The organism is Chitinophaga deserti, assembly GCF_003149455.1.
Lineage (GTDB): Bacteria > Bacteroidota > Bacteroidia > Chitinophagales > Chitinophagaceae > Chitinophaga > Chitinophaga deserti.
Map to the genome: position 1 here is coordinate 72,611 of NZ_QFFK01000010.1, position 21,551 is coordinate 94,161.

The following is a 21,551-nucleotide window of genomic DNA, read 5'->3' on the forward strand; positions in this document are numbered from 1 at the left end:
TGCAGTAATCGGTGTTGTATCTTTAGTCATTGTTGAATCAGCCGCCAGAAACAGAAACAGTTCGGGATATTCTTTTAATAAAAATATAGCGCACGCGGGGATTTGGAATATAGATGTGACACGCCCTGATACGGCTGCGAAGCCTGACACACTGAAATACCCCATCCGCGACCGGAGGGGAACTGCAGCTACAGACCCCGTGCGTAACGCAATCGACCTGAAAGATCCCGCCAATATCCAAAAGAACGTAGAATACGACCCCGCTTCCAAAGAATACATCGTTACTGAGAAAATAGGCGACCGGAATTACCGGCAGCCCACCGTTATGACCTTCGGTGAGTTTTACCGTATGCAGGCTGCACAGAGCGAACGCGAATACTGGCAGAAAAGATCCGGCACCATCGGTAACCTCAACCAGCGCGGTATGGCACCTCAGCTGTATTATGGCGATAAACTCTTCGACCGCGTTTTCGGCGGTACCAAAGTAGACATCAAGCCGCAGGGGAGCCTGGGGCTTACTTTCGGTTATCAGGGCCAGAACGTGAAAAACCCCGTTCTCGTGGAAAGAGCCCGTAAAAACGGCGGGTTCGATTTCGATATCGATATCAACATGAACGTGACGGGTAAGATTGGCGAGAAACTCAAACTCATCACCAACTATAACACCCAAAGCACTTTCGACTTTGAAAACCAGGTAAAACTGGAATATACCGGCTACCAGGACGAGATCATCAAGAAAATAGAAGCGGGTAACGTTAGCTTCCCCCTCAGCAGTTCCCTCATCCCCGGCGTACAAAGCCTGTTTGGTGTGAAAACACAGCTGCAGTTTGGCCGCCTCACCGTAACCAGCGTACTCTCTAACCAGAAATCCCAGAAGCAGAACATGGTGCTCCGCGGCGGTAACAGCGTGAGCGACTTTATCCGCCGGGCCGATGAATATGAAGATAACCGCCACTTCCTGCTGGCGCAGTTCTTCCGTGACACTTTCAACTATGCCATGAGCAACCTGCCGGTGATCCGCTCGCAGGTGTATATCAACAGGATAGAAGTATGGGTAACCAACAAATCCGGCGCCACCACCGAAACGCGTGATATCGTGGGCCTGATGGACCTGGCCGAGCAGGACCCTCACAACCCTGCCATCCAGGCCCTCACTTCCAACAAACTGCCCGACCGTAATACGAACGACCTGTACCGCAACCTTATCAGCGACCCCGGCGCCCGCTTTACCGGTACCGTGGTAAGCCGCCTCCTCGCCATGCAGCTGGAACCGGTGCAGGACTTTGAGAAAACATTCGCCCGTAAACTCGATTCTACAGAATATACCCTCAACCGCCAGATCGGTTTCGTATCCCTCCAGCAACAGCTGCAGCCGGACGAAGTGCTGGCCGTAGCATACCAGTATACCTACAACGGCCGTGTATACCAGGTAGGTGAGTTTTCGCAGGACGTGCCGCCGGACCCTAAGAACTCTGCCAACCAGCAGATACTCTTCCTGAAGATGCTGAAAGCCACTTCCGCCAGGCCCGCCCTCCCCATCTGGGACCTTATGATGAAAAACATCTACTCCACAGATGCTTACCAGGTAAACCGTGCAGACTTTAAACTCGACGTTCTCTATAAAGACCCCGGAACAGAAACCCGTGCCCCCAGCGAAAAACGCTACCTCCCGGATGCAACAGGCCAGTACCAGGGTGCTCCCATCATCACCATTCTCAACCTCGACCGCCTCAATAACCAGAACGATCCCCAGCCGGATGGGGTGTTCGATTACGTGGAAGGTTACACGATCTTCCCGCAGAACGGAAAAATCATGTTCCCCGTACTGGAGCCTTTCGGTGAAGGAGTAAGGAAAGCTTTTGGAGGAGATGCCACGCTGGAAAAACAATACATGTATACTACGCTGTACGATTCCATCAAGGTAATCGCCCAGCAGTTCCCTAACCTCAACCGCTACATCATGCGCGGGTCGTATAAATCGGCCAACGCTTCCGAAATAGCCCTTAACGCTTATAACATCCCCCGTGGCTCGGTAACCGTTACCGCCGGCGGGCAGATGCTTCGTGAGGATATCGATTACCTCATCGATTACAATATGGGCCGTATCAAGATCATCAACGGCGGTGTACTCAGCGCCGGCGTGCCCATCAATGTACAGTTCGAAAACAATGCCCTCTTCGGCCAGCAGGTCCGGAACTACATGGGTACCCGCCTCGATTATTATGTGAATGACAAGCTGAACCTCGGCGGTACCATCGTAAGAATGAGCGAAAGGCCTTATTATCAGAAAGTGAATTATGGCGATGATCCCATCAAGAATACCGTGGTGGGCCTCGACGCGAATTATATCTCCGAATGGCGCGGGCTTACCCGCCTGCTCGACCGCCTGCCCAACTTCCAGACTTCCCGTCCGGCAGGTATTAACTTCACCGGTGAGGTGGCCAGGCTTTTCCCCGGCCACAGTAAACTGGTGAATGCACCCGGCTCCAAATCAGGCCAGGTAATGATCGACGACTTTGAAGGTACCCGCAGCGGCTACGACCTGAAGTTCCCGTCTACCGCCTGGAGCCTGGCCTCTACTCCCCGGGATGCTACCAACGCCAGCGGTTCCATTCTTTTCCCTGAAGCGGAACTGAACGATACACTGGCATATGGTAAGAACAGGGCGCTGCTGGCATGGTACATTATTGAACCTACCCTGCAGATCCCCCGGTCCAGCAACCTGCCTCCCGGTGTGGGCGATGCTTCACAGTCCGACCCCCGTACCCGGCTTATTTATCAGAAAGACGTATTCCCCAACCGCTCTACCGACTTCGGCCAGAGCCAGCTGAGTACGCTCGACCTGGCATACTATCCGGAAGAAAAGGGACCATATAATATGGAGTCGTCTGCCCTTCAGCTGCAGGCCAACGGCCGCCTCCGTAATCCGAAGGCCCGCTGGGGCGGTATCATGCGCGCTATCGACAACTCCGACTTCGAAACTGCCAATATCGAGTTCATCGAATTCTGGCTGCCCGATCCTTTCTTCGACAAGCCCAACTCTACTGGCGGTTCGCTGTACTTCAACCTCGGAAACGTATCGGAAGATGTGCTGAAGGATTCCCGTAAATCTTTTGAAAACGGCCTTCCCGATCCTAACCGCGACCGTAATAAACTGGACTCCACCCATTGGGGCCGTATCCCTAAGTTCCAGCAGCAGATCACGCAGGCGTTCGATAACGACCCTGCTATCCGCCGCTACCAGGATGTGGGCTTCGACGGCTTAGAGAACGGTGACGAGAAAAACTTCCACGCACCTTACCTGCTTAGCCTCGCTGCTAACTTCGGCACCGGATCCGCCGCATTCCAGAATGTAGCGAACGACCCTTCGAACGACGATTATAAATGGTACCGCGATAAATCTTACGACGATGCCAAGACCGACATCCTCGGCCGTTATAAAAGGATCAACGGTCCGGATGGTAACTCGCCCGTGTCTAACGACAACTCGCAGTTCTCCAACGCGGCTACCAACTATCCCGAGTCGGAAGATCTCAACCGCGACAATACCATGAACGAAACGGAGGAGTATTTCCAATACCGCGTAGACATGACCCCCAATATGCAGGTGGGTTCGAACTATGTGGTAGACCGTTTTGAAACCAAGGTACAGCTGCCTAACGGTCAGATGACTGACCAGGTTTGGTACCAGTTTAAAGTTCCGGTAAACCAATATGATAAGAAGGTGGGTAATATCCCCGACTTCAAATCCATCCGGTTCATGCGTATGTTCCTGACCGGCTTCGAAGATTCGGTAGTATTGCGTTTCGCTAAGCTCGACCTGGTGCGTAACCAGTGGCGCCGTTATTTATATGAACTGAAACCCGGAGATCCCATTCCCGTGGATCAGCAGACCACTTTCAACGTTTCCGCAGTAAACATTGAGGAAAACGCCAAGCGCCGCCCCGTACCTTATGTACTGCCTCCCGGAACCCTGCGCCAGAATACGCTGAGCACCAACAATACCAACATCCTGCTCAACGAACAGGCCATTTCTACTCAGATCTGTAATCTGCAGGATGGTGAAACACGGGCGATGTATAAAAACATCCAGCTGGATCTGCGGCAGTATAACCGCCTGCAGATGTTCATCCACGCAGAAGCTGTGAGCGATCCCAACTCATTGAAAGACGGTCAGCTTCAGGCCATCATCAGGGTAGGAAGCGACTTTACCGAGAACTACTACGAATACCGCATCCCCATGAAGCTTACGCAATGGGGTGCTTCCCGCGATCTGGACATCTGGCCGGAAGCCAATAACCTCGACCTGGATCTGGACCGTTTCGCCAAACTGAAACAAAGCCGTAATAATAATGGAGCCTCTCCGCTGGTGCCTTATGAAGAGCAGGATGGTACCGCCATCGTTGCCGTAGTAGGTAACCCCAGCCTGGGAGATGTGAGGAACGTGATGATAGGGGTAACCAACCCTAAAGATGACGGGATGCCGAAATGTACGGAAGTATGGTTCAATGAAATGCGCCTCACCGGTCTGGATGAAAAAGGCGGTTATGCCGGTCTTGCCCGTATGGACATTGACCTGGCCGACCTCGGTACCATCACCGTAAGCGGTAATATGCACACGGCAGGCTTCGGAGGTATCGACCAGCGGGTGAACGACCGCTTCCGCGATAACTTCCTGCAATATGATATCGCAGGTAACTTCGACCCCGGTAAACTGTTGCCCAAGCATATCGGCGTTACCATTCCCATTTACGCCGGTTATTCACAGACAACCAGCAACCCCGAATACGATCCGTATGATCTGGATATTAAGCTGAAAGATAAACTGGCGCTTGCCCGTAACCGCGAACACCGCGATTCTATCCGCCGCAACGCACAGGACTTCACTTCCATCAAGAGCCTGAACATGACCAACGTGCGCAAGCTTTCGATGGGCCGTACCAAGAACAGGTTATGGGATATTGAGAATTTCGATATCAGCTATTCCTACAGCCAGATCAGCCGGCACAACCCTGTAATCCAGGAAGATGTGCTTACCCGTCATCGTGGCGGTCTGGGCTATACCTTCAATGGCCAGCAGAAGTTCGTGGAGCCTTTTAAAGGTTTTATCAAGAGCAAATCGCCCTGGCTGGCGCTGCTGCGTGAGTTCAACTTCAACTACGTGCCTACGCTCATGAGCTTCCGGGCAGATGTTACCCGCCAGTTCGGTGCCACCCGTATGCGTAATATCGGCGGCGGGCCTTTCCTCCTGCAGGAAACGTATGATAAGTTCTTCCGCTTCGACCGGTATTATTCCCTGAAGTGGGATTTCTCCCGCAACCTGTCTCTCGACTTCAATGCCGTGAACAACGCACGCATAGATGAACCGGACGGGCGTATCAATACCGGTTCCAAGAAGGATTCCGTTCGCGGCAACTTCTTCAAAGGCGGCCGTACTACCAACTATTTCCACAACGCCAATATTACATATACACTGCCTACCGCCAAGTTCCCCGCCCTTAACTGGACCAGCGTGGCACTGAGCTATGGAACGGAGTACCGCTGGATTGGGGCATCCCGCCTGGCTATGTACCTCGGTAACGCCATTGAAAACTCTAACCAGAAAACGGTGGCGGCAGAGTTCAAATTCAACGAACTGTATAACAAGAGCAAGTGGCTGCGGAAAATGAACCTTAGCAGCTCAGGCGGCTCGGAATACGTTCCGCCGCTGATGGGCAATGCACCACAGGGTGCAAAGCCTGAGGATAAGAAAGCAGAAGAAGGACAGCCTTCAGGCGTAGCCAAAACACTCATGCGCATCGCCATGATGCTGAAACGTGTGAACGTTAACTACAGTGAGAATTCCGGAACCCGCCTGCCCGGTTACCTCGACAGTACCAAGCTGGTAGGGATGAACTGGCAGTCCATGGCACCGGGCCTGCCCTTCGTATTCGGTAAGCAGCCCGATAAAGCATGGATGGACAACTTCGCGAAGAAAGGCCTCCTTTCTCCCGATACCCTGTTCAACATCCAGTTCCAGCAGCAGTTTACCCAGCGTCTCGATATTCAGGCACAACTGGAACCTATCCGCGACCTGCGCATCGATCTCAACCTGACGCGCTCATTCTCTAAAACACATACCGAACTGTTCAAGGATACCATCGGCAACGGGATGTTCAACCACCTGAACCCTTACGATGCGGGTGGTTTCGAGATTACCTTCATCGCTATCAAAACGATGTTTGGCAAGATCAATACGGAAGACGGGGTATCCACAACATTCCGCAACTTCGAGAACTACCGTGCGGCGGTATCTGAGCGCCTAGGCAAACTGAACCCTTATAATAACAACGGTTCCGTTCCGCAATACGATCCGAAAGATCCGCAGTACCGTTATGGTTACGGCCGTTATGCGCAGGATGTACTGGTGCCCGCGTTCCTGGCTGCCTATACAGGTACCACACCGGAAAACGCACCGCTGCTGAAGCACTCCAATTCCAACGTGCGTTCCAATCCGTTCAAGAACATTATTCCCCGGCCCAACTGGCGTATTACCTATAATGGTCTCAGCCGTATTAAACCGTTTGCCGACTTCCTGACCAACTTCACGCTTACCCATGCCTACACCGGCCTGCTGAGCATGAACTCGTACAATACGGCCCTCATGTATTACGATCCGCTGATCCTGGGGTATCCTGCTTTCCGTGATACGGTTTCGGGTAACTACGTGCCTTACTTCCTGGTACCGAACCTCACCATCACCGAGCAGTTCGTACCACTGCTGGAAGCAGATATGACCTTCACTAACTCCCTGAACATCCGCATCGGCTTCCGCAGAAGCCGTACCCTCAGCCTTAGTCTTATCGACTACCAGCTGAGTGAAATGCGCTCCAGTGAGATTACTATTGGCGGCGGTTACCGCGTAAGAGGATTGCCTTTGCCTATCCGTATCGGTAAAGATGGCGGCAAGCGGCTGGAGAACGATCTTAACTTCCGGATGGATCTTAGCTTCCGCGACGATAAAACGGTGAACAACAGGCTGGATGCCGACATTGTGATACCCACCAGCGGACAGAAGGTGGTAAGTATTGCCCCCTCTATCGACTATGTGGTGAACAACCGTCTTAACATCAAATTCTTCTACGACAGAAGGCAAACCATCCCTGTGATTTCGACGGCTTACCCGATCACGAACACAAGGGGCGGTATTACGCTACGCTTTATGCTGGCGCAATAGCAGCCTGCTGACTATAATTTTACCCGAACGGGGAAACCTTCATAAAGGTTTCCCCGTTTTTGTTGGAAGATTGATTTTAATCATTACGTGGTATAGTCTGAACGTTTACTTTTGCATTGTTATGAAGCAAATATTCGTCATAGTCATCCTTGGGGGGCTCTTGCTGCAATCGTTCAGCAAGGGGCTTCTGCTGGCGGAATTTGCGATGAATCAGGAGTATATTTCTCGTGTGCTCTGTGTCAATAAGGCGAAACCAAAGCTGAATTGTAACGGGCACTGCCTGCTCATGAAGAAGATGAATGCTGAGTCGAAGAAAGACAAAAGCGGCCAATCCGTGAGCGAGAAGTATGAGATCCTCATTTCCCAAACCGCCACGCAGTTACTGCTGCGCCCCGAAAAGGCGGTACGCATCCGCCCTGCTTATCTGGCCGATGTTCCTTCCCGGCCTTTACATGCCGTATTCCACCCTCCACGGGCATAACCCCTTTTTCATCATTCCTTTTAATTTTTACTGACGAATTGCAACGCCCGTCCTGCAAAAGGGACCGGGATTCCATCCACATGTATACGCCTGCCGTAGCCGGACAGCTGTGTGCGCATATTTGTGCCCGCACTCCGGCAACAGGTTAGCAGCACTTTGCGTATACATTAAAAGCCAGACAATGCCTCGCTTGTTATATACCTTTTTATGTCTCATACTGGCTGTAACTACAGCCAGATCCCAGGAAAGGCTCCGGGGGCGGGTGATAGATGCCCTTACCCGCCAGGCCCTTCCCAACGTCACCGTTCAGGCGGGAGGCGCGGGCTGTACTACAGATGCTTCCGGGCGTTTTACCATGATGCGTCCTGCAAATACAGATTCCTTGAAAGCTTCCTGCATCGGGTACGCCAGCTGTTGCGTACAGGTAGCAGGTAACATTGAATACACCCTCGTACTGGAGCCCATGGCCGGTAAGCTGGGGGAGATCATCGTTTCCGCAGGAAGAATAAAGCAGTACCGGTCTGATGCACCCATTGCCATCAGTACCCTCAGCGCCCAAACCCTGAAAGAAACCAAAGCCACCTCGCTCGAACAGGTGCTGAATAAAGTAAGCGGGGTGTATATGGCAGACCTCGGGAACGAACAGCATACCATGGCCATCCGCCAGCCCATCGGTTACAAAAGCCTCTTTTTGTATATGGAAGACGGGCTGCCCATCCGTACCGTGGGCGATTTTAACCATAACGCCCTCATCGAGATCAATATGGCTGCACTGCAGCGGATAGAAGTGATCCGTGGACCGGCCTCTTCCCTCTATGGCAGTGAAGCTGTGGGAGGTGCCGTTAATTTTCTTACTGCCAATCCAACTTCCGTTACCACCGGTAAAATACAGGCCGAAATGAGTGACGGGGGATATAAGCGTACGGATTTCAATGTGTCGGGCACCAAAGGGAAACTGGGCGTCTGGGCAGGGGGGTATTATGCTGATCAGCGGAATGGCCGGATAGAGCATAGTGATTTCCATAAACTGGCCCTTACGCTCAAAACACAATACCGCTTCAGTGACCGTTCAGTATGGACGAACACTGCTTCTTTCGTGGATTACAAAACGGATCAGACAGGAGGGGTAGACAGTGCCAATTTCTACTCGCGCAACTACAAAAGCATGCACACGTTCTCCTACCGTTTGGTGAAAGCCTTCCGCTTCCGGAGCACGCTGGAGCAACAATGGAGCGACCGTGACCAAACCAGTTTCTCTGTTTTCTACCGGCACAACGAAATAGGGCAGAACCCATTCTATGCAATTAAAACTACCAGTAATCCCCTTAAAGCCAGGGGCGAAATCAACAGCGATGCTTTCCAGAGTGCGGGGCTGCTCGTGCAGCATAAAAAGCAGTTTGGCTGGAAAGGGGCTTCTGTAACTGCGGGCCTTAGTGTGGATTATAGTCCTGCTACATACTACGCGCAGTTTATTGATGTAGACCGTAATGCGGATGGTTATTTCACCGGTTTCACCAAGACTGATTCCGTACTTACGGATTATAAAGTAGACCTCGTGAACACCGCGCTCTACGTACAGGGGGAAATGAGTCCTGTGAAAAACATGAAAGTGATTGCCGCTTTGCGGTACGACAGGATGGATTACAAGTTTGATAATTATCTTCCACCTTCCGCCTTCACCGGCTCGCCTGATGAAACGAACAACTTCCAGGCATGGACGCCGAAGCTGGGGCTTACTTATGACTTCGGTAAGAACCGTGGACTGTATGCTAATTACAGTGTAGGCTTTGCCCCGCCCAATATTTCAGAATTATACCGCGGTGTGAAAGTGCCCACGCTGCGCCCTGCTACCTACCGCAACTATGAGATCGGCGGGTGGATGGCATTTGCCGGACAGAAAGGGCATGCCGAAGCCAGTATTTACCGCATGGATGGCACCAATGAGATCATCAGTGTGCGGTTGGCGGATAACTCCAGTGAAAACCGTAATGCCGGTAAAACGAAGCATGCCGGGGTAGAGTGGAGCGTGCGTTATGAAGTATTGCCATCATTACAGATCCGCACAGGCGGTACCTATGCAAAGCATGATTTCGTGCAGTTCGAAGACAAGGGTAAGTTCTACAACGGTAACCGGATGAACACTGCTCCGGAATGGATCACCAATACAGAAGCCACCTGGAAGCCTTCCTTCCTCAGTGGCCTTCGGCTGGGGCTGGAATGGCAGCATGTGGGCAGCTATTTCATGGACCCCGCTAATACAGAAAGCTACGGCGGGTATGAGCTCTTTAACGCGAGGGCCGGTTACCAGCTGGGCGCTTTCGAATGCTGGGTAAACTGCCGCAACCTTGCCGATGTTACATATGCCACCACTGCAGAGAAAAGTGCTTTTGGGAAAAGCTACCGCCCCGGTCCGCAGCGGACCTTCAACTTCGGCGTGGCTTATACTTTCACCGCGAAACATAAATCATGATGCGCCTGCTTTTACTTGTAATAGCCGTAGGGGTGTTGGCTGCCTGCGGTAAGAAAGGGAAGGATTTCACTACCGGGCCGGAGTGCATCCTTTCCGATACCACTAAGCTGGCATCATGCACCCATATTTCTCAGGATGCATCCGGCAGGCTGGTGGTAAGCTGGGTAGAACAGGTGCCGGGTAGTGAAACGGGAACCCTCTGGTACGCAGTGTCTGACGATGGAGGTGAGCATTTTGGTAAGCCGGTATCGGTAACAACCGCCACGGGCATCTCTCCCCAGCCGGAGAATATGCCGAAGATTGTATTCCGGAAAAACGGGCAGGCCATTGCCATGTACGGGACGCGCAACCCCGATCCGCGCAATAAGTACGCCGGCAAGGTTTGGTATGTGAGCTCGGCAGACGGGGGCTTGTCCTGGCAGCCTCCTGTTCCGCTCGTAACTGATACTGCAGGTTACGACCAGCGCTATTTCGATATGGCATTGCTGCCTTCGGGAAACGTGGCGGCTATATGGCTCGATAACCGGAAGGATCATCAGCAGGAAGGCTCCACGCTTTACATCGCTACTACCGGGAAGGAGGGCTTTGAGCGGTCCCGCCCATTAGTGCAAACGGTTTGCCAGTGCTGCCGCACTTCGCTTTATACCGATGCACAGGGAGGCCTCCATGCCGCCTTCCGCGATATCATCAATGATACTATCCGCGATATGGTGCATATATATTCGAAAGATGGCGGTGAAACCTTTACACAGCCGGTGCGCATCAGTGCGGATAACTGGGCTGTGAACGGCTGCCCTCATACCGGGCCCACGATGGTAAGTAATGGCAACGGGCTGCATTTTGCCTGGTTTACCATGGGAGGGGGCCAGGGTGTTTTCTACGGTAAATCCATCAACAACGGGATTACCTTCTCACCAAGGGAAAGCATCAGTGCCAAACCTACGGCCAAACACCCCCAGCTGGCAGCTACATCCAGCGGTGAGTTACTGCTCGCCTGGGATGAACCGGCAGATACCGTTACGAACCGGATCGGTTTTGTAAGGAAGGCACCCGGTGGAGAAACACTGGCATCAGTCTTCCTGACCGGAGAAGGCGAGCAATCGGTTTTCCCGGTGCTGCGCCCCGTGGCAGAAAAGGCTACGCTGGTAGCTTACCGTAAAAGAGTGGGAGACAGGGAGATGATTGTGGCCAGGCGGGTAAGCTGGAATTAGATAATTAACGGGATGAATAACAGCTAAGAAAAAGGGCTGTCTCAATTGAATGAGACAGCCCTTTTTGAATGCAATTTGTTTGTTGGTTAGTTGTAGCCCAGCGACCATTGCTTCTCAGCTTTCCAGCTTTGACGCATGGCCCAGCGGCCGTAATTGTTTCTGCGGGAACTATCATAATAAGCCCCCAGAAACTCTTTACATCTAGGATAGTACAGTCTGATGATGTACATAGTAACAAATGTTAGCATAGGGATATGGTTATAGGATTTACAATAGGCTCATCCGGGCATCCGGCCCTTTTGACCGGATGGTACTTTTTCTGTTATTCGCTCGTCTGTAAGTGGTATTTAGAAAGGCGTTTATAAGGATTTCAAATATAATAAGTATTCGTTAAATGTATAATAACACTAATGTGTAATTTTTCAACGGAAGGTATAATAAGCATTCGCCTGCGCCGTTGCTGTTACCACCAGGTCGTTAATACACACATGGGGTGGCAGGGAGCAGCAGTACCAAACCACGTCTGCCACATCTTCCGCCTTTAGGGGCTGAAAGCCGGTATATACATCTTTGGCTTTGGCGGCATCGCCCTTGAAGCGTACGATGGAGAATTCGGTATCTGCCGCGCCGGGGTGTACGGCGGTCACTTTAATACCGTAAGGCAGCAGATCGATCCGCATGCCTTGTGAGAGGGCATCTACGGCAGCCTTGGTGGCGCAGTATACATTCCCTTTCGCATACACCGTTTTGGCGGCTGTGGAGCCTATATTCACGATATGCCCGCTTTTTCTTTCCTTCATCCAGGGGATGACGGTACGGCTCACATACAGGAGGCCTTTCACATTGGTGTCTATCATCGTATCCCAGTCGTCGGTATTGCCTTCATCGATGGTAGAAAGGTCGAGGGCGAGGCCGGCATTGTTCACCAGTACATCTATCTGCCGCCATGCTTCAGGGAGGCTATCCAGTGCCGTGGTTGCCGCTTCTTTCGAGCGTACATCGAACGTAAGGGCGATGGTGGCGGTTCCGAAATCCTGTTTTAGCTTTTCCTGTAAGGCGGTCAGTCTTTCCGATCTCCTGCCTGTGAGAATCAGCTGGTAGCCTTCCCGTGCAAAACGTTCGGCACAGGCTTCTCCGAATCCGGCAGTAGCACCGGTAATAAGGGCGATTTTTCCAGTCTTCATGTTTGATACCATTTAGCGAAGCAAAGTTACAGTTCCTTTCCTGGATAACTTATTCCCGTTGAGGTCAATGCCTTCGAGAATCCAGAGATAGGTATCCACTGCCGCCGGACGGCCATTATACCAGCCATCCCATCCCCGCCGGAAGTCGAGCGAGCTGTGGATCAGCTCACCCCAGCGGTTGAAGATCCTGAAGTAATGATACTCACGAATGCCTACGGGGATAAAGCGGAAGAAGTCGTTGTTGCCATCGCCGTTGGGGGAAAAGGCATTGGGGATATAAAACTCCGGCCCGGTATAGTATTTAACGTTGATACTGGCAAAGCCCACGCATCCCTGCTGATTACTGACACGGAGCCGGAAGGTGACTTCACTGTTCCAGTTAAGGACAGGGTCGGGGACTCCGGGGTCGCTTAATCCGGAGGTGGGCGTCCACTGATAGAATTCACCTCCCGAACCCTGCAGCCTCAAAGTTTGCCCGCGGGCAAGAATAGTATCGTTGCCTGCAAAGGGCCTTACTTCATACACCTGGAAGTTCTTTGTAACAGTGGCCTCACATCCCCGGTCGGTTTTAATATGCAGTTTGATGGTATACACATTGCCACCGGGATATTGGTAGTTAGGTGCCGTTAGTGCCGATACATCCGTTTCTGTATCCGGCACGCCAAAATCCCACTGCCGGTAATTGATGATGCCATAACGGTAGCTGGAAGTATCGGTGAAAAAGACAGGGTTTTCACGACATGCACCCTGTATCGTGAATCCCGTTCGCAAACCGGGATAATTGAATATCCGGCCGGTTGTACTATCTGTACACGGCAGGCCCGGGTTCACTACCAGTTTTACGGCATATACACCGGTATCCGCGAAAGTCTTGAAGAAGATGTTGCGCGAATTGGTGATGGTATCGAATCCATCGCTGAACGTCCAGTGGAAAGTGGAAGTGAAGCCGGCTACACTGTTATTGGTAATAGGTACCTGCATGCCCAGCGAATCGTTGCAGTGATATAAGTTAGAAGGGGTGGAGGCTGTTATGCGTGTCTGGCAATTGTAGACGGTGATAAGTATGTCTTTATGATGCGTTCCCAGCAACCGCTTCGTTCGCCGGTCATATTCCGATACGCACACGGACACCACGAATTTCCCTGAATGGGTAGGGGTGCCCGTAATAAGCCCGTTATTGTCGATGCTCAGTCCCGGGTTGCCGCCCATCGGGTTGTTGCCATTATAAGGCGGAATATAGCTTACGGTGGTATTGTAAGGCGGCGGTGTCACCGTTTCATTATTACGGCCTGTACCGCCTGCAAGGGCGCTGCAAAGGGAATAGGTAAGGCTGTCACCATCCGGGTCAGTAGCGCGGTAATTGTAACGCAGCGGAAGTCCTGCACAAATCACGGGCGCTTCTTCAATATCAAAATATGCGCTGTTGTTATTAGGGCGAAGTTCACTACCCGGGATCCAGGTTACGAAAGTAGATCCTTCCCGTTCGGAGTTGTAGATATTGGTGAGTGCTTCACCGCGGCAGCAGCGTTGATAGGAAACATAGTATCCGCCATCGATAGCCGGCAGCTCAATGATCTCGCTTTCGTAAAAGGCAACTTCCAGGTAAATGGTTTGCGGGGCAAGGCAGGGGTTCTTCAGGGTATCTCGTATGGGAGCTGTGCGCTGAATGGTTAATACTCTCGAAGTACCTACGCGAATGCCTCTTGCAGTAAATATGTGGAAAGGAACGGGGTTCTCGAAATAGTCCAGGCAACCCTGGCGGGAGCCGCATACAAATTCCCCATCCCGGTAAAGCTTCATGATGATCCGGTAGCGATGTTGCCCGTTTTGCGGGTTGATGCCGAGATGGCGGTAAAATATTTCCCCACCGATAATATGGTACGCGTTCACAGTGCTCCCTAACATGCAGGCCAGTAAGATCAGGAGGGTCAGAAATTTGCCCATGGGGTAAGGCTTTTCTTGCTACCATAATTTACGGAAAAACGCGCGCTTGCTGAAATTTAAGTGCCCGGTACACTATATAAATACGGCGATAAAGTGTAAGCGATTGTCGGATAGCCAGATGGCTTTTGAAGGGGTTTTCGTTTAACCGCGAAGTTTACCGCAGAAGGGTTACAGTGCCGCTCTTTTCAAGGGTTTTACCTCCTACATCCAGTCCGCCGATGATCCACACATAGGTGTCGGCAGTGCCTTTTTTACCATTGATGGTTCCATCCCATCCTTTGAGGTAGGCAGGTGAATCATATACGAGCTGCCCCCAGCGGTTATAAATGCGGAAATAAGACACGTTTACTATGCCTACCGGTAGTGCCCGGAAGATATCGTTCACACCATCACCATTGGGTGTGAAGGCATTAGGGATATGAATGGCAGGGCCATGCATCCAGCGGACGAAGATGTCATCGTAACCCACGCAACCCTCTGCTGTTGTAACCCGCACCCGGTATGTGATGTCGCGGTCATTAAAAGTAAACGGATCGCGGACGTTGGCATCCGTAAGCCCTGTTGCCGGCGACCATTGATAACCAACACCTCCGCTGGCACCGAGATGTAATGGAGCGCCTTTCATGATGATGGTATCGTTCCCTGCAAAGGCAGGAACAGGCGGTACTACATTTACCTTCCTGCTGGCGGATACCGGCTTAGGGCATCCGAGCGTATCGGTGACTATAACGGTATAAACGGTTGTGTCTTTAGGCCAGGCAATGGTGGTACGCTGGCGTGGGGTGGTAAGTGTGCCTTCGGGCGACCATTGGTAGAATGCTCCGCCGGAAGCAATGAGCGTCAGCTTTTCGTTAAAGCAAACAGTGGTGTCAAGCCCGGCAAATGCGCGTGGAGGATCTACTGCTTTGTAGTTCACGGTATCTCTGGCTTCACAGTCGCCCAGCTGCGCACGGATCTCATAGGATGTAGTGCGCGGCACGGGAAGCATGATATTGGCGCCACGGCCTTCTATACGCCGGGTATCGAGATTGGTCCAGGTGAATTCATACGGCCCGTCGGCTTCCGAACGCAACGGTATCATATCACCGGTGCAAATAGTACTATCCGGCATAGTCCTTACCTGCAGCAAACTGCGGACATCCACCTTAACACGTTGTGTATTAACGCAGCCGGTGCCGTCTGTAAAGGTTACCTCATAAGTAGTATCCACCCTTGGAAAAGCTACAGGGCGCGCTGTATTGGTTCCGGTAATGTTATAGAGCGGGCTCCAGGTGAAGGTGCCCGGTACGGTGCTTTCCGCCCTCAGTTGCAGGGAGTTGAGGATGCACAGCAGGGTATCCTGTGTGGTGGTGAGCGGTGGCTTATCATAAATCTGCACCGTTTCCTGGATCTTGCGTTCGCAACCTTTAGTGGTACGCATAAACAGGGAAACATCATAATTACCCGGCTGGGTGTATTGCCAGGCGGGCCGCTGCAGGTTGGATGTATCGTTGGCAATGGCCGGAACTCCGAAATCCCATTTCAGGTATTCGAAAGAGCCGATGGTATTTGTGGAAGTGTTGTTGAAGTTGGTGGGCTTGGTGGTGCATAAGCCGCTGATATCCATGTCGGGATTCAGGAAAGGGTAAACGCGCACAGTGGCAAAAGCGCTGTCGCCACAGCTGCTGGCAGGGTCTACGATCAGCTTTACGCGGTAGGTTCCTGTATCGGCATAACGATAAGGGAATGTGGCAAGACTGTTCGTGGACCTACGGTTACCATCTCCAAAATCCCAGATGTAATCTTTGTTGGGCGTACTGTTATTAGGGAAATTGATGACGAGTCCGTCGCAATCCGCGAACTTATCCGGCATGGCAGCTATTACCTGCCGTACGCAGGTTTCCACAGTAATCTGGAATTCTTTCCTATGCTCACCTATCAAAATGCCACGGCGGTATTCCCGGGCTACAACCGTTACGATGTATAATCCGCTTTGGGGTGCAATGCCTGAAATCAGTCCGGTTTTTGGATCGATGGTTACCCGGTCGCCCATTGGCTGGCTGCTGGAGAAATTGTTGTTGTAATTCACTTCGTAATAAGGCGGGGCATCGGCCTGTTCCGGCATGGGATAATCGCGTGTGGCGCCGCTATAAGCCGGGGCAAAAGCATAAGCCAGGGAATCACCGTTGGGGTCAACCGCATTGTATTCGTAGCGGAAAGGCCTGTTGGCGCAAACGATTACGCCCTTCTCGAGGTCAAAACGCGGACTGCTGTTGTCTTCATTATTAGGAAGATCGCCATGGATATTCGTGAAATAGGTACCACCCACATTATTGTTACGGGCGTTGATATTGGTGAGGTTGGTACGGCGGCAGCAGCGTTGATAGGCTGCGGTGTAACCGTTTGCTGATTTAGGCAGCCGTACGGTGGTACTATAAAAACCTATCTGGTAACAGATGTAGGGCGGATTGATAATACAGGGATCCACATCGGTAGCCAGGAACCGTTCAATCCGGTTGCGGCGCACATTGCGGAGAATGGTGTGAAGCCCGCCCGATGCAGTGTAAACGGAGATATTGACTTCAGGTTCAAATTGTGCATCTGATGCATCGCAGCGTACGAACAATTTAAGCGTGATGGAGTAGGTATTGGTAGTGGCGTCTGAGTCCAGCAGGGTATAAAACATCTCTCCCCCGATGATGTGATCGGCGCGCGCAGCCAGGGTCAGCAGGCCCAGTAAGGACAGCAGGAGAAGTTTACGCAAGAGGGACAAAGTAGCCGTTTGGAGTGCGGCGGTTTTTATTGTTTATGTTGACAAAATGTAATGAACTGATGGAGCAACAGGTTGCTTTCTTCAAATACTTCCAGCAGGCCCATATGCCCTACGGCATCGAAGATGTGAATGCTGGAAACGGGAGGGAGTACCACCTGCGTCAGGCTGTTTTCCAGCGGAACGGCCTGGTCTTCTTTCCCGATGAAATAAAAAACCGGTTTATGGGCGCCGGATAAAACGGCGGTCCTGTCTGGCCGGGCAATCATGGCTTCGTAATAGGCGATCATGGTTTCCAGGGGGATCGTCATAGCCTGTTGAATGTAATTATCGACTCTTGCTGCCTGCGTGTTCCGGAATCCGGAAGCGAACATATTGGGCAGCAATTGTTTCACGAAAGATTCTACACCGTATTGCTGCATAATCCGGATGGATTTGCGGCGGCTTTCCACCTTTTCTTCGGTATCGGGCCGGGCGGTGGAGCTGAAGAGGCCGAGGCCTTCCACGGCATCGGGGTAAGCCTGGGCGAAAGCTAGTGCAACATATCCTCCCATTGAATGCCCTATCACCACGGCGCTGTTTACGCCTTCGGCCTGCAGTGCTTTCCATGCGAAGGTTGCCATGCTTTCCATACTGAGTGGTGATGTGAGAGCGGAGCGGCCTGTACCCGGAAGGTCGGGAACAATCACCCGGTAATGCGCGCGGAGGTAAGCGGTCTGGTGTTCCCAAACGGAATGGTCTTCAGCGAAACCGTGCAATAACAGCACTGCATCGCCCTGGCCTTCCACCCAGTAAGCGCCTTCCTGGCCTCCGTTATCGAATGTTTTCCACATTTTTCTTCCTGATTACCCGTAAAACAATGGTGTATGTCAATAGCAATATACAAAAGATCACCGGAGCGAAGGCAATCTCAGCGCTATATTTTACATAAAACGTGAGCCTGGATGCGCATTGTATATTACCTGCAATTACACCCGGTTCCCAGTAGGGCAGGGGCATCAGTACTTTACCGGCAGGGTCTATGAGGCAGGAAATACCTGTATTGGCACTGCGTGCCACCCAGCGCCGTGTTTCTATGGCACGCAGCCTGGCGTATTGCATATGCTGGCGGTGGCCTTCAGAATCGCCCCACCATCCGTCGTTCGTAGCTACTACCAGCAGTTGGGCGCCTTCCCGTACTTTCTGTGCTACAAAGCTGCCATATACCGATTCATAACAGATCGCAGTGTATACGTTGCAGTCAGCATTGGTAAACAGGGGAACGCCGGGAGTTAATCCATAACTGCCGGTAATACCGCCCATATCGAGGGCCAGCTTCTTCATGAAAGGGAAATACCGCATATAGGGCGTTAGTTCCACCCCGGGAACGAGCTTCGCTTTGTGGTATACCTGAATTTTCGAAGAAGTATCGATCTGTATGGAGGAATTGAATGCGTCGTACCAGTAATTGCCTTCTGTAGCATGGCGTGCAGTTCCGGGGATATTGTCGAGCGCGGTGTATTGCAGGTAGGTGGATGCGCCGGTTATTATGCTGGCTTTGGGATATTGCTGCAGGAACTGGCGGATGGCGAGCACTTCGGGCTGATTGTTCAGTTCATGTTCCCAGGCGCCTGTTGTGAACAGGGCAGTTTCCGGCCAGATGATGAACCGGGTGTTGGAATCGGTTTGTTGTGCGGTGAGATCCAGCAATTTGCGTAACTGAACTTCGGCAGCTCCGCGGGCATATTTTTCATCGTAGGGATCGATATTGGGCTGTACCACCACGATCTTTTTGCTTTCTCCGGGCAACTTCTCTGCCGGATTAAGGGCAAGGGAAATGAGAATGGGCATCAGGAGCACGGCTGCAGGCGCGCCGAAGGATGCATATTTACGGCTGGCGCGGAAGTGAAGGATCGCACGGTAAATGAGAATGTTTACAATCAATACCCACCACGATCCGCCTTCCGTTCCGAGGTATTCATACCACTGCACCCATCCCGGCCGCATGGCGAAGGCGTTTCCCAGGGTAAGCCAGGGCCAGCTCAGTTCCCATTGCTGGTGAATGTATTCAAACGTCATCCAGTACACTGCCAGGGCAAAATATCCTGTGGTACGTCCGGCTCTTAACCGTGTGGTACGGTAAAACAGCCAGGGGAGCGTCATGAGCAGGGCGTTAAACGCATTGGCGAATATACCGCTGGCAGGTACAGGGGTATTGCCCACCCACCAGGTAGTGGCAGTATTCCATATCCAGAAGGCCAGGAAAAGCAGGCCGAAATAAGCCGCAGGGCGCTCCGTCATCCGGTCGCTCATGGCTAGCAGGGGAACAAATGCGAAAAAGATAAGGAAGGTAAGGGGAGACGTAGGCCAGGCTGCCCAAAAGAGCAGGCCGGAAAGGATACTGAGCAGCAATGCGCCGCGCTTTTGCAGGAAAGCATTCATCTGTCAAATATAAACAGGGCAGACAAGAAAAAAAGGCATGGCTTTTCAGATACAGGGCACTTCATAAGGATTTTTTATACCGGCGGCTGTGTACAGCTAAAGGCTGGAAATGGAATTGCCGTTTGGGAGCCGGGGTTTGAGGTGATATGCAGGTAAAAGAAAGCGGCTCATCAGCAACCGTATCCCTGAAAGTATCAGCCCGTATCCCGTTAAGGACGAGTAGTTAATAATACTGATCAGATGATACTCCGTGAAACTAAAAAGGGCCTGCAAGTGCAGGCCCTTCAAAATATTGCGGGAATATAATATTAGCGGCTGTAGTTAGGCGCTTCCTTGGTGATCACCACATCGTGCGGGTGGTTTTCCTTCACGGTAGCGGAAGTGATTCTTACAAACTGTGCTTCCTGCAGGGCTTTGATGTCTTTAGCACCTACATAGCCCATACCTGCGCGGAGACCGCCAACGAACTGCTGGATTACTTCAGAAAGTGTGCCTTTGTAAGGAACGCGGCCCACGATGCCTTCGGGTACGAGTTTCTTGATATCGGCTTCCACATCCTGGAAGTAACGGTCTTTACTGCCTTCGGCCATGGCTTCGATGGAACCCATACCGCGGTAGGATTTGAATTTGCGGCCTTCGTAAATGATGGTTTCTCCGGGGCTTTCTTCCACGCCTGCGAAGATGGAGCCTGCCATGATCGTGGAGGCGCCTGCTGCGAGGGCTTTCACCATATCGCCGGTATAACGGATACCGCCGTCAGCAATCACGGGAACACCGGATTTCTTGAGGGCCTGTGCAGCATTCATCACAGCAGAGAGTTGCGGGAAGCCGGCGCCGGTTACTACGCGGGTGGTGCAAATGGAACCTGGACCTACACCTACTTTAACGGCGTCTGCACCAGCGGCTGCGAGGGCGAGGGCGCCTTCTGCAGTAGCTACGTTACCCCCTATTACCTGAAGTTTAGGGAAGTTCTTTTTCAGTTTCTTCATGGCTTCCAGCACATAGATGGAGTGGCCGTGGGCGCTGTCGAGCGTCACAACGTCTACACCGGTATGGAGCAATGCTGCTGCGCGGTCCTGCAGGTCGGCAGTGATGCCGAGGGCTGCACCAACGAGGAGACGGCCGAAGTTGTCTTTCGCGGAATTAGGAAAGCTTTGCAGCTGGAGGATATCGCGGTAGGTGATGAGGCCTACCAGTTTACCCTGTTTATTAACAACGGGGAGTTTTTCGATGCGGTGTTGCTGGAGGATCTTCTCGGCTTTCTTCATGTCTGTACCTTCTGGTGCAGTCACGAGGTTATCCTTCGTCATTACCTCGCTGATAAGGCGTTTGGTATTTTGTTTTTCGAAGCGGAGATCGCGGTTGGTGAGGATGCCGATCAGCTTTTTGTCGCCATCTACGATGGGGATGCCGCTAATACCGTTATCACGCATGAGGCGCAATGCCTGGCCGATGGTAGAATCTGCACTGAGGGTAACCGGGTCGAGGATGAGGCCGCTTTCGCTGCGTTTTACCTTCCTTACGAGTTCGGCCTGCTTTTCCACGCTCATGTTCTTATGCAGAATGCCGAGACCGCCTTCCCGCGCCAATGCGATGGCAAGGGTGGCTTCCGTTACGGTATCCATTGCGGCGGATATCATGGGGATGTTAATACGAAGGTTCTTGGTAAGTTGGGTGGAGATGCTTACTTCTCTTGGCAGCACTTCTGAGTAGGCTGGTACCAGTAAAACATCGTCGAAGGTGAGACCGTCAGCTACAAATTTCTCTTTAGATTTTCCCGCAGGCATATTGCAATTATTTTGGTAAGGTTTCTAAATAATTGCACGCAAATCTACGACTATTTTATCGATTCTGCACAATCCGTTTTTTATGTAC

The 21,551-nt window shown here is 52.0% G+C and carries 11 protein-coding genes; 4 read left to right on the forward strand and 7 right to left on the reverse strand.

What is annotated here, in order from left to right; all coding sequences use genetic code 11:
* Window positions 1–115: 115 nt before the first annotated feature.
* The 4 genes from sov to DEV76_RS21325 all read left to right on the forward strand — a co-directional run bounded on the left by sov (window position 116) and on the right by DEV76_RS21325 (window position 11,378).
* Window positions 116–7,216, forward strand: a complete 7,101-nt coding sequence (sov, locus tag DEV76_RS21310; RefSeq protein WP_232827014.1) for a T9SS outer membrane translocon Sov/SprA — start codon at window positions 116–118, stop codon at window positions 7,214–7,216.
* 121 nt (window positions 7,217–7,337) lie between these two features.
* The gene (locus DEV76_RS21315) at window positions 7,338–7,697 is read left to right on the forward strand and encodes a hypothetical protein (protein ID WP_109699971.1); all 360 of its coding nucleotides are present in this window, start codon (window positions 7,338–7,340) and stop codon (window positions 7,695–7,697) included.
* 181 nt (window positions 7,698–7,878) lie between these two features.
* Complete coding sequence (locus DEV76_RS21320; RefSeq protein ID WP_109699972.1) at window positions 7,879–10,167, forward strand: TonB-dependent receptor; 2,289 nt, start codon at window positions 7,879–7,881, stop codon at window positions 10,165–10,167.
* Window positions 10,164–11,378 carry a sialidase family protein gene (locus tag DEV76_RS21325; RefSeq protein WP_109699973.1) on the forward strand — a complete coding sequence of 405 codons (1,215 nt, stop codon included), beginning with the start codon at window positions 10,164–10,166 and terminating at the stop codon, window positions 11,376–11,378. Before DEV76_RS21320 ends, DEV76_RS21325 begins: the two co-directional genes overlap by 4 nt.
* A gap of 86 nt (window positions 11,379–11,464) precedes the next feature.
* Here DEV76_RS21325 and DEV76_RS26020 read toward each other — a convergent pair whose 3' ends face one another.
* From DEV76_RS26020 to guaB, 7 genes are all read right to left on the reverse strand, one after another.
* Complete coding sequence (locus DEV76_RS26020; protein WP_157963025.1) at window positions 11,465–11,608, reverse strand: hypothetical protein; 144 nt, start codon at window positions 11,606–11,608, stop codon at window positions 11,465–11,467.
* A gap of 192 nt (window positions 11,609–11,800) precedes the next feature.
* Window positions 11,801–12,562 carry an SDR family NAD(P)-dependent oxidoreductase gene (locus DEV76_RS21330; protein WP_109700101.1) on the reverse strand — a complete coding sequence of 254 codons (762 nt, stop codon included), beginning with the start codon at window positions 12,560–12,562 and terminating at the stop codon, window positions 11,801–11,803.
* A 12-nt stretch (window positions 12,563–12,574) separates the two neighbouring features.
* Complete coding sequence (locus DEV76_RS21335) at window positions 12,575–14,506, reverse strand: T9SS type B sorting domain-containing protein (RefSeq protein ID WP_109699974.1); 1,932 nt, start codon at window positions 14,504–14,506, stop codon at window positions 12,575–12,577.
* A gap of 154 nt (window positions 14,507–14,660) precedes the next feature.
* Complete coding sequence (locus DEV76_RS21340; RefSeq protein ID WP_109699975.1) at window positions 14,661–17,249, reverse strand: PKD domain-containing protein; 2,589 nt, start codon at window positions 17,247–17,249, stop codon at window positions 14,661–14,663.
* Window positions 17,250–17,284: 35 nt separating this feature from the next.
* A complete protein-coding gene (locus DEV76_RS21345; RefSeq protein WP_109699976.1) occupies window positions 17,285–18,088 on the reverse strand; it encodes an alpha/beta fold hydrolase in 804 nt (267 codons plus the stop codon).
* Window positions 18,069–19,676 carry an apolipoprotein N-acyltransferase gene (gene lnt / locus DEV76_RS21350; protein ID WP_109699977.1) on the reverse strand — a complete coding sequence of 536 codons (1,608 nt, stop codon included), beginning with the start codon at window positions 19,674–19,676 and terminating at the stop codon, window positions 18,069–18,071. Before lnt ends, DEV76_RS21345 begins: the two co-directional genes overlap by 20 nt.
* Window positions 19,677–19,984: 308 nt before the next feature.
* Entirely contained in the window at window positions 19,985–21,463 is a 1,479-nt protein-coding gene (gene guaB, locus DEV76_RS21355; RefSeq protein ID WP_109699978.1) for an IMP dehydrogenase, read from the reverse strand.
* Window positions 21,464–21,551: the final 88 nt, after the last annotated feature.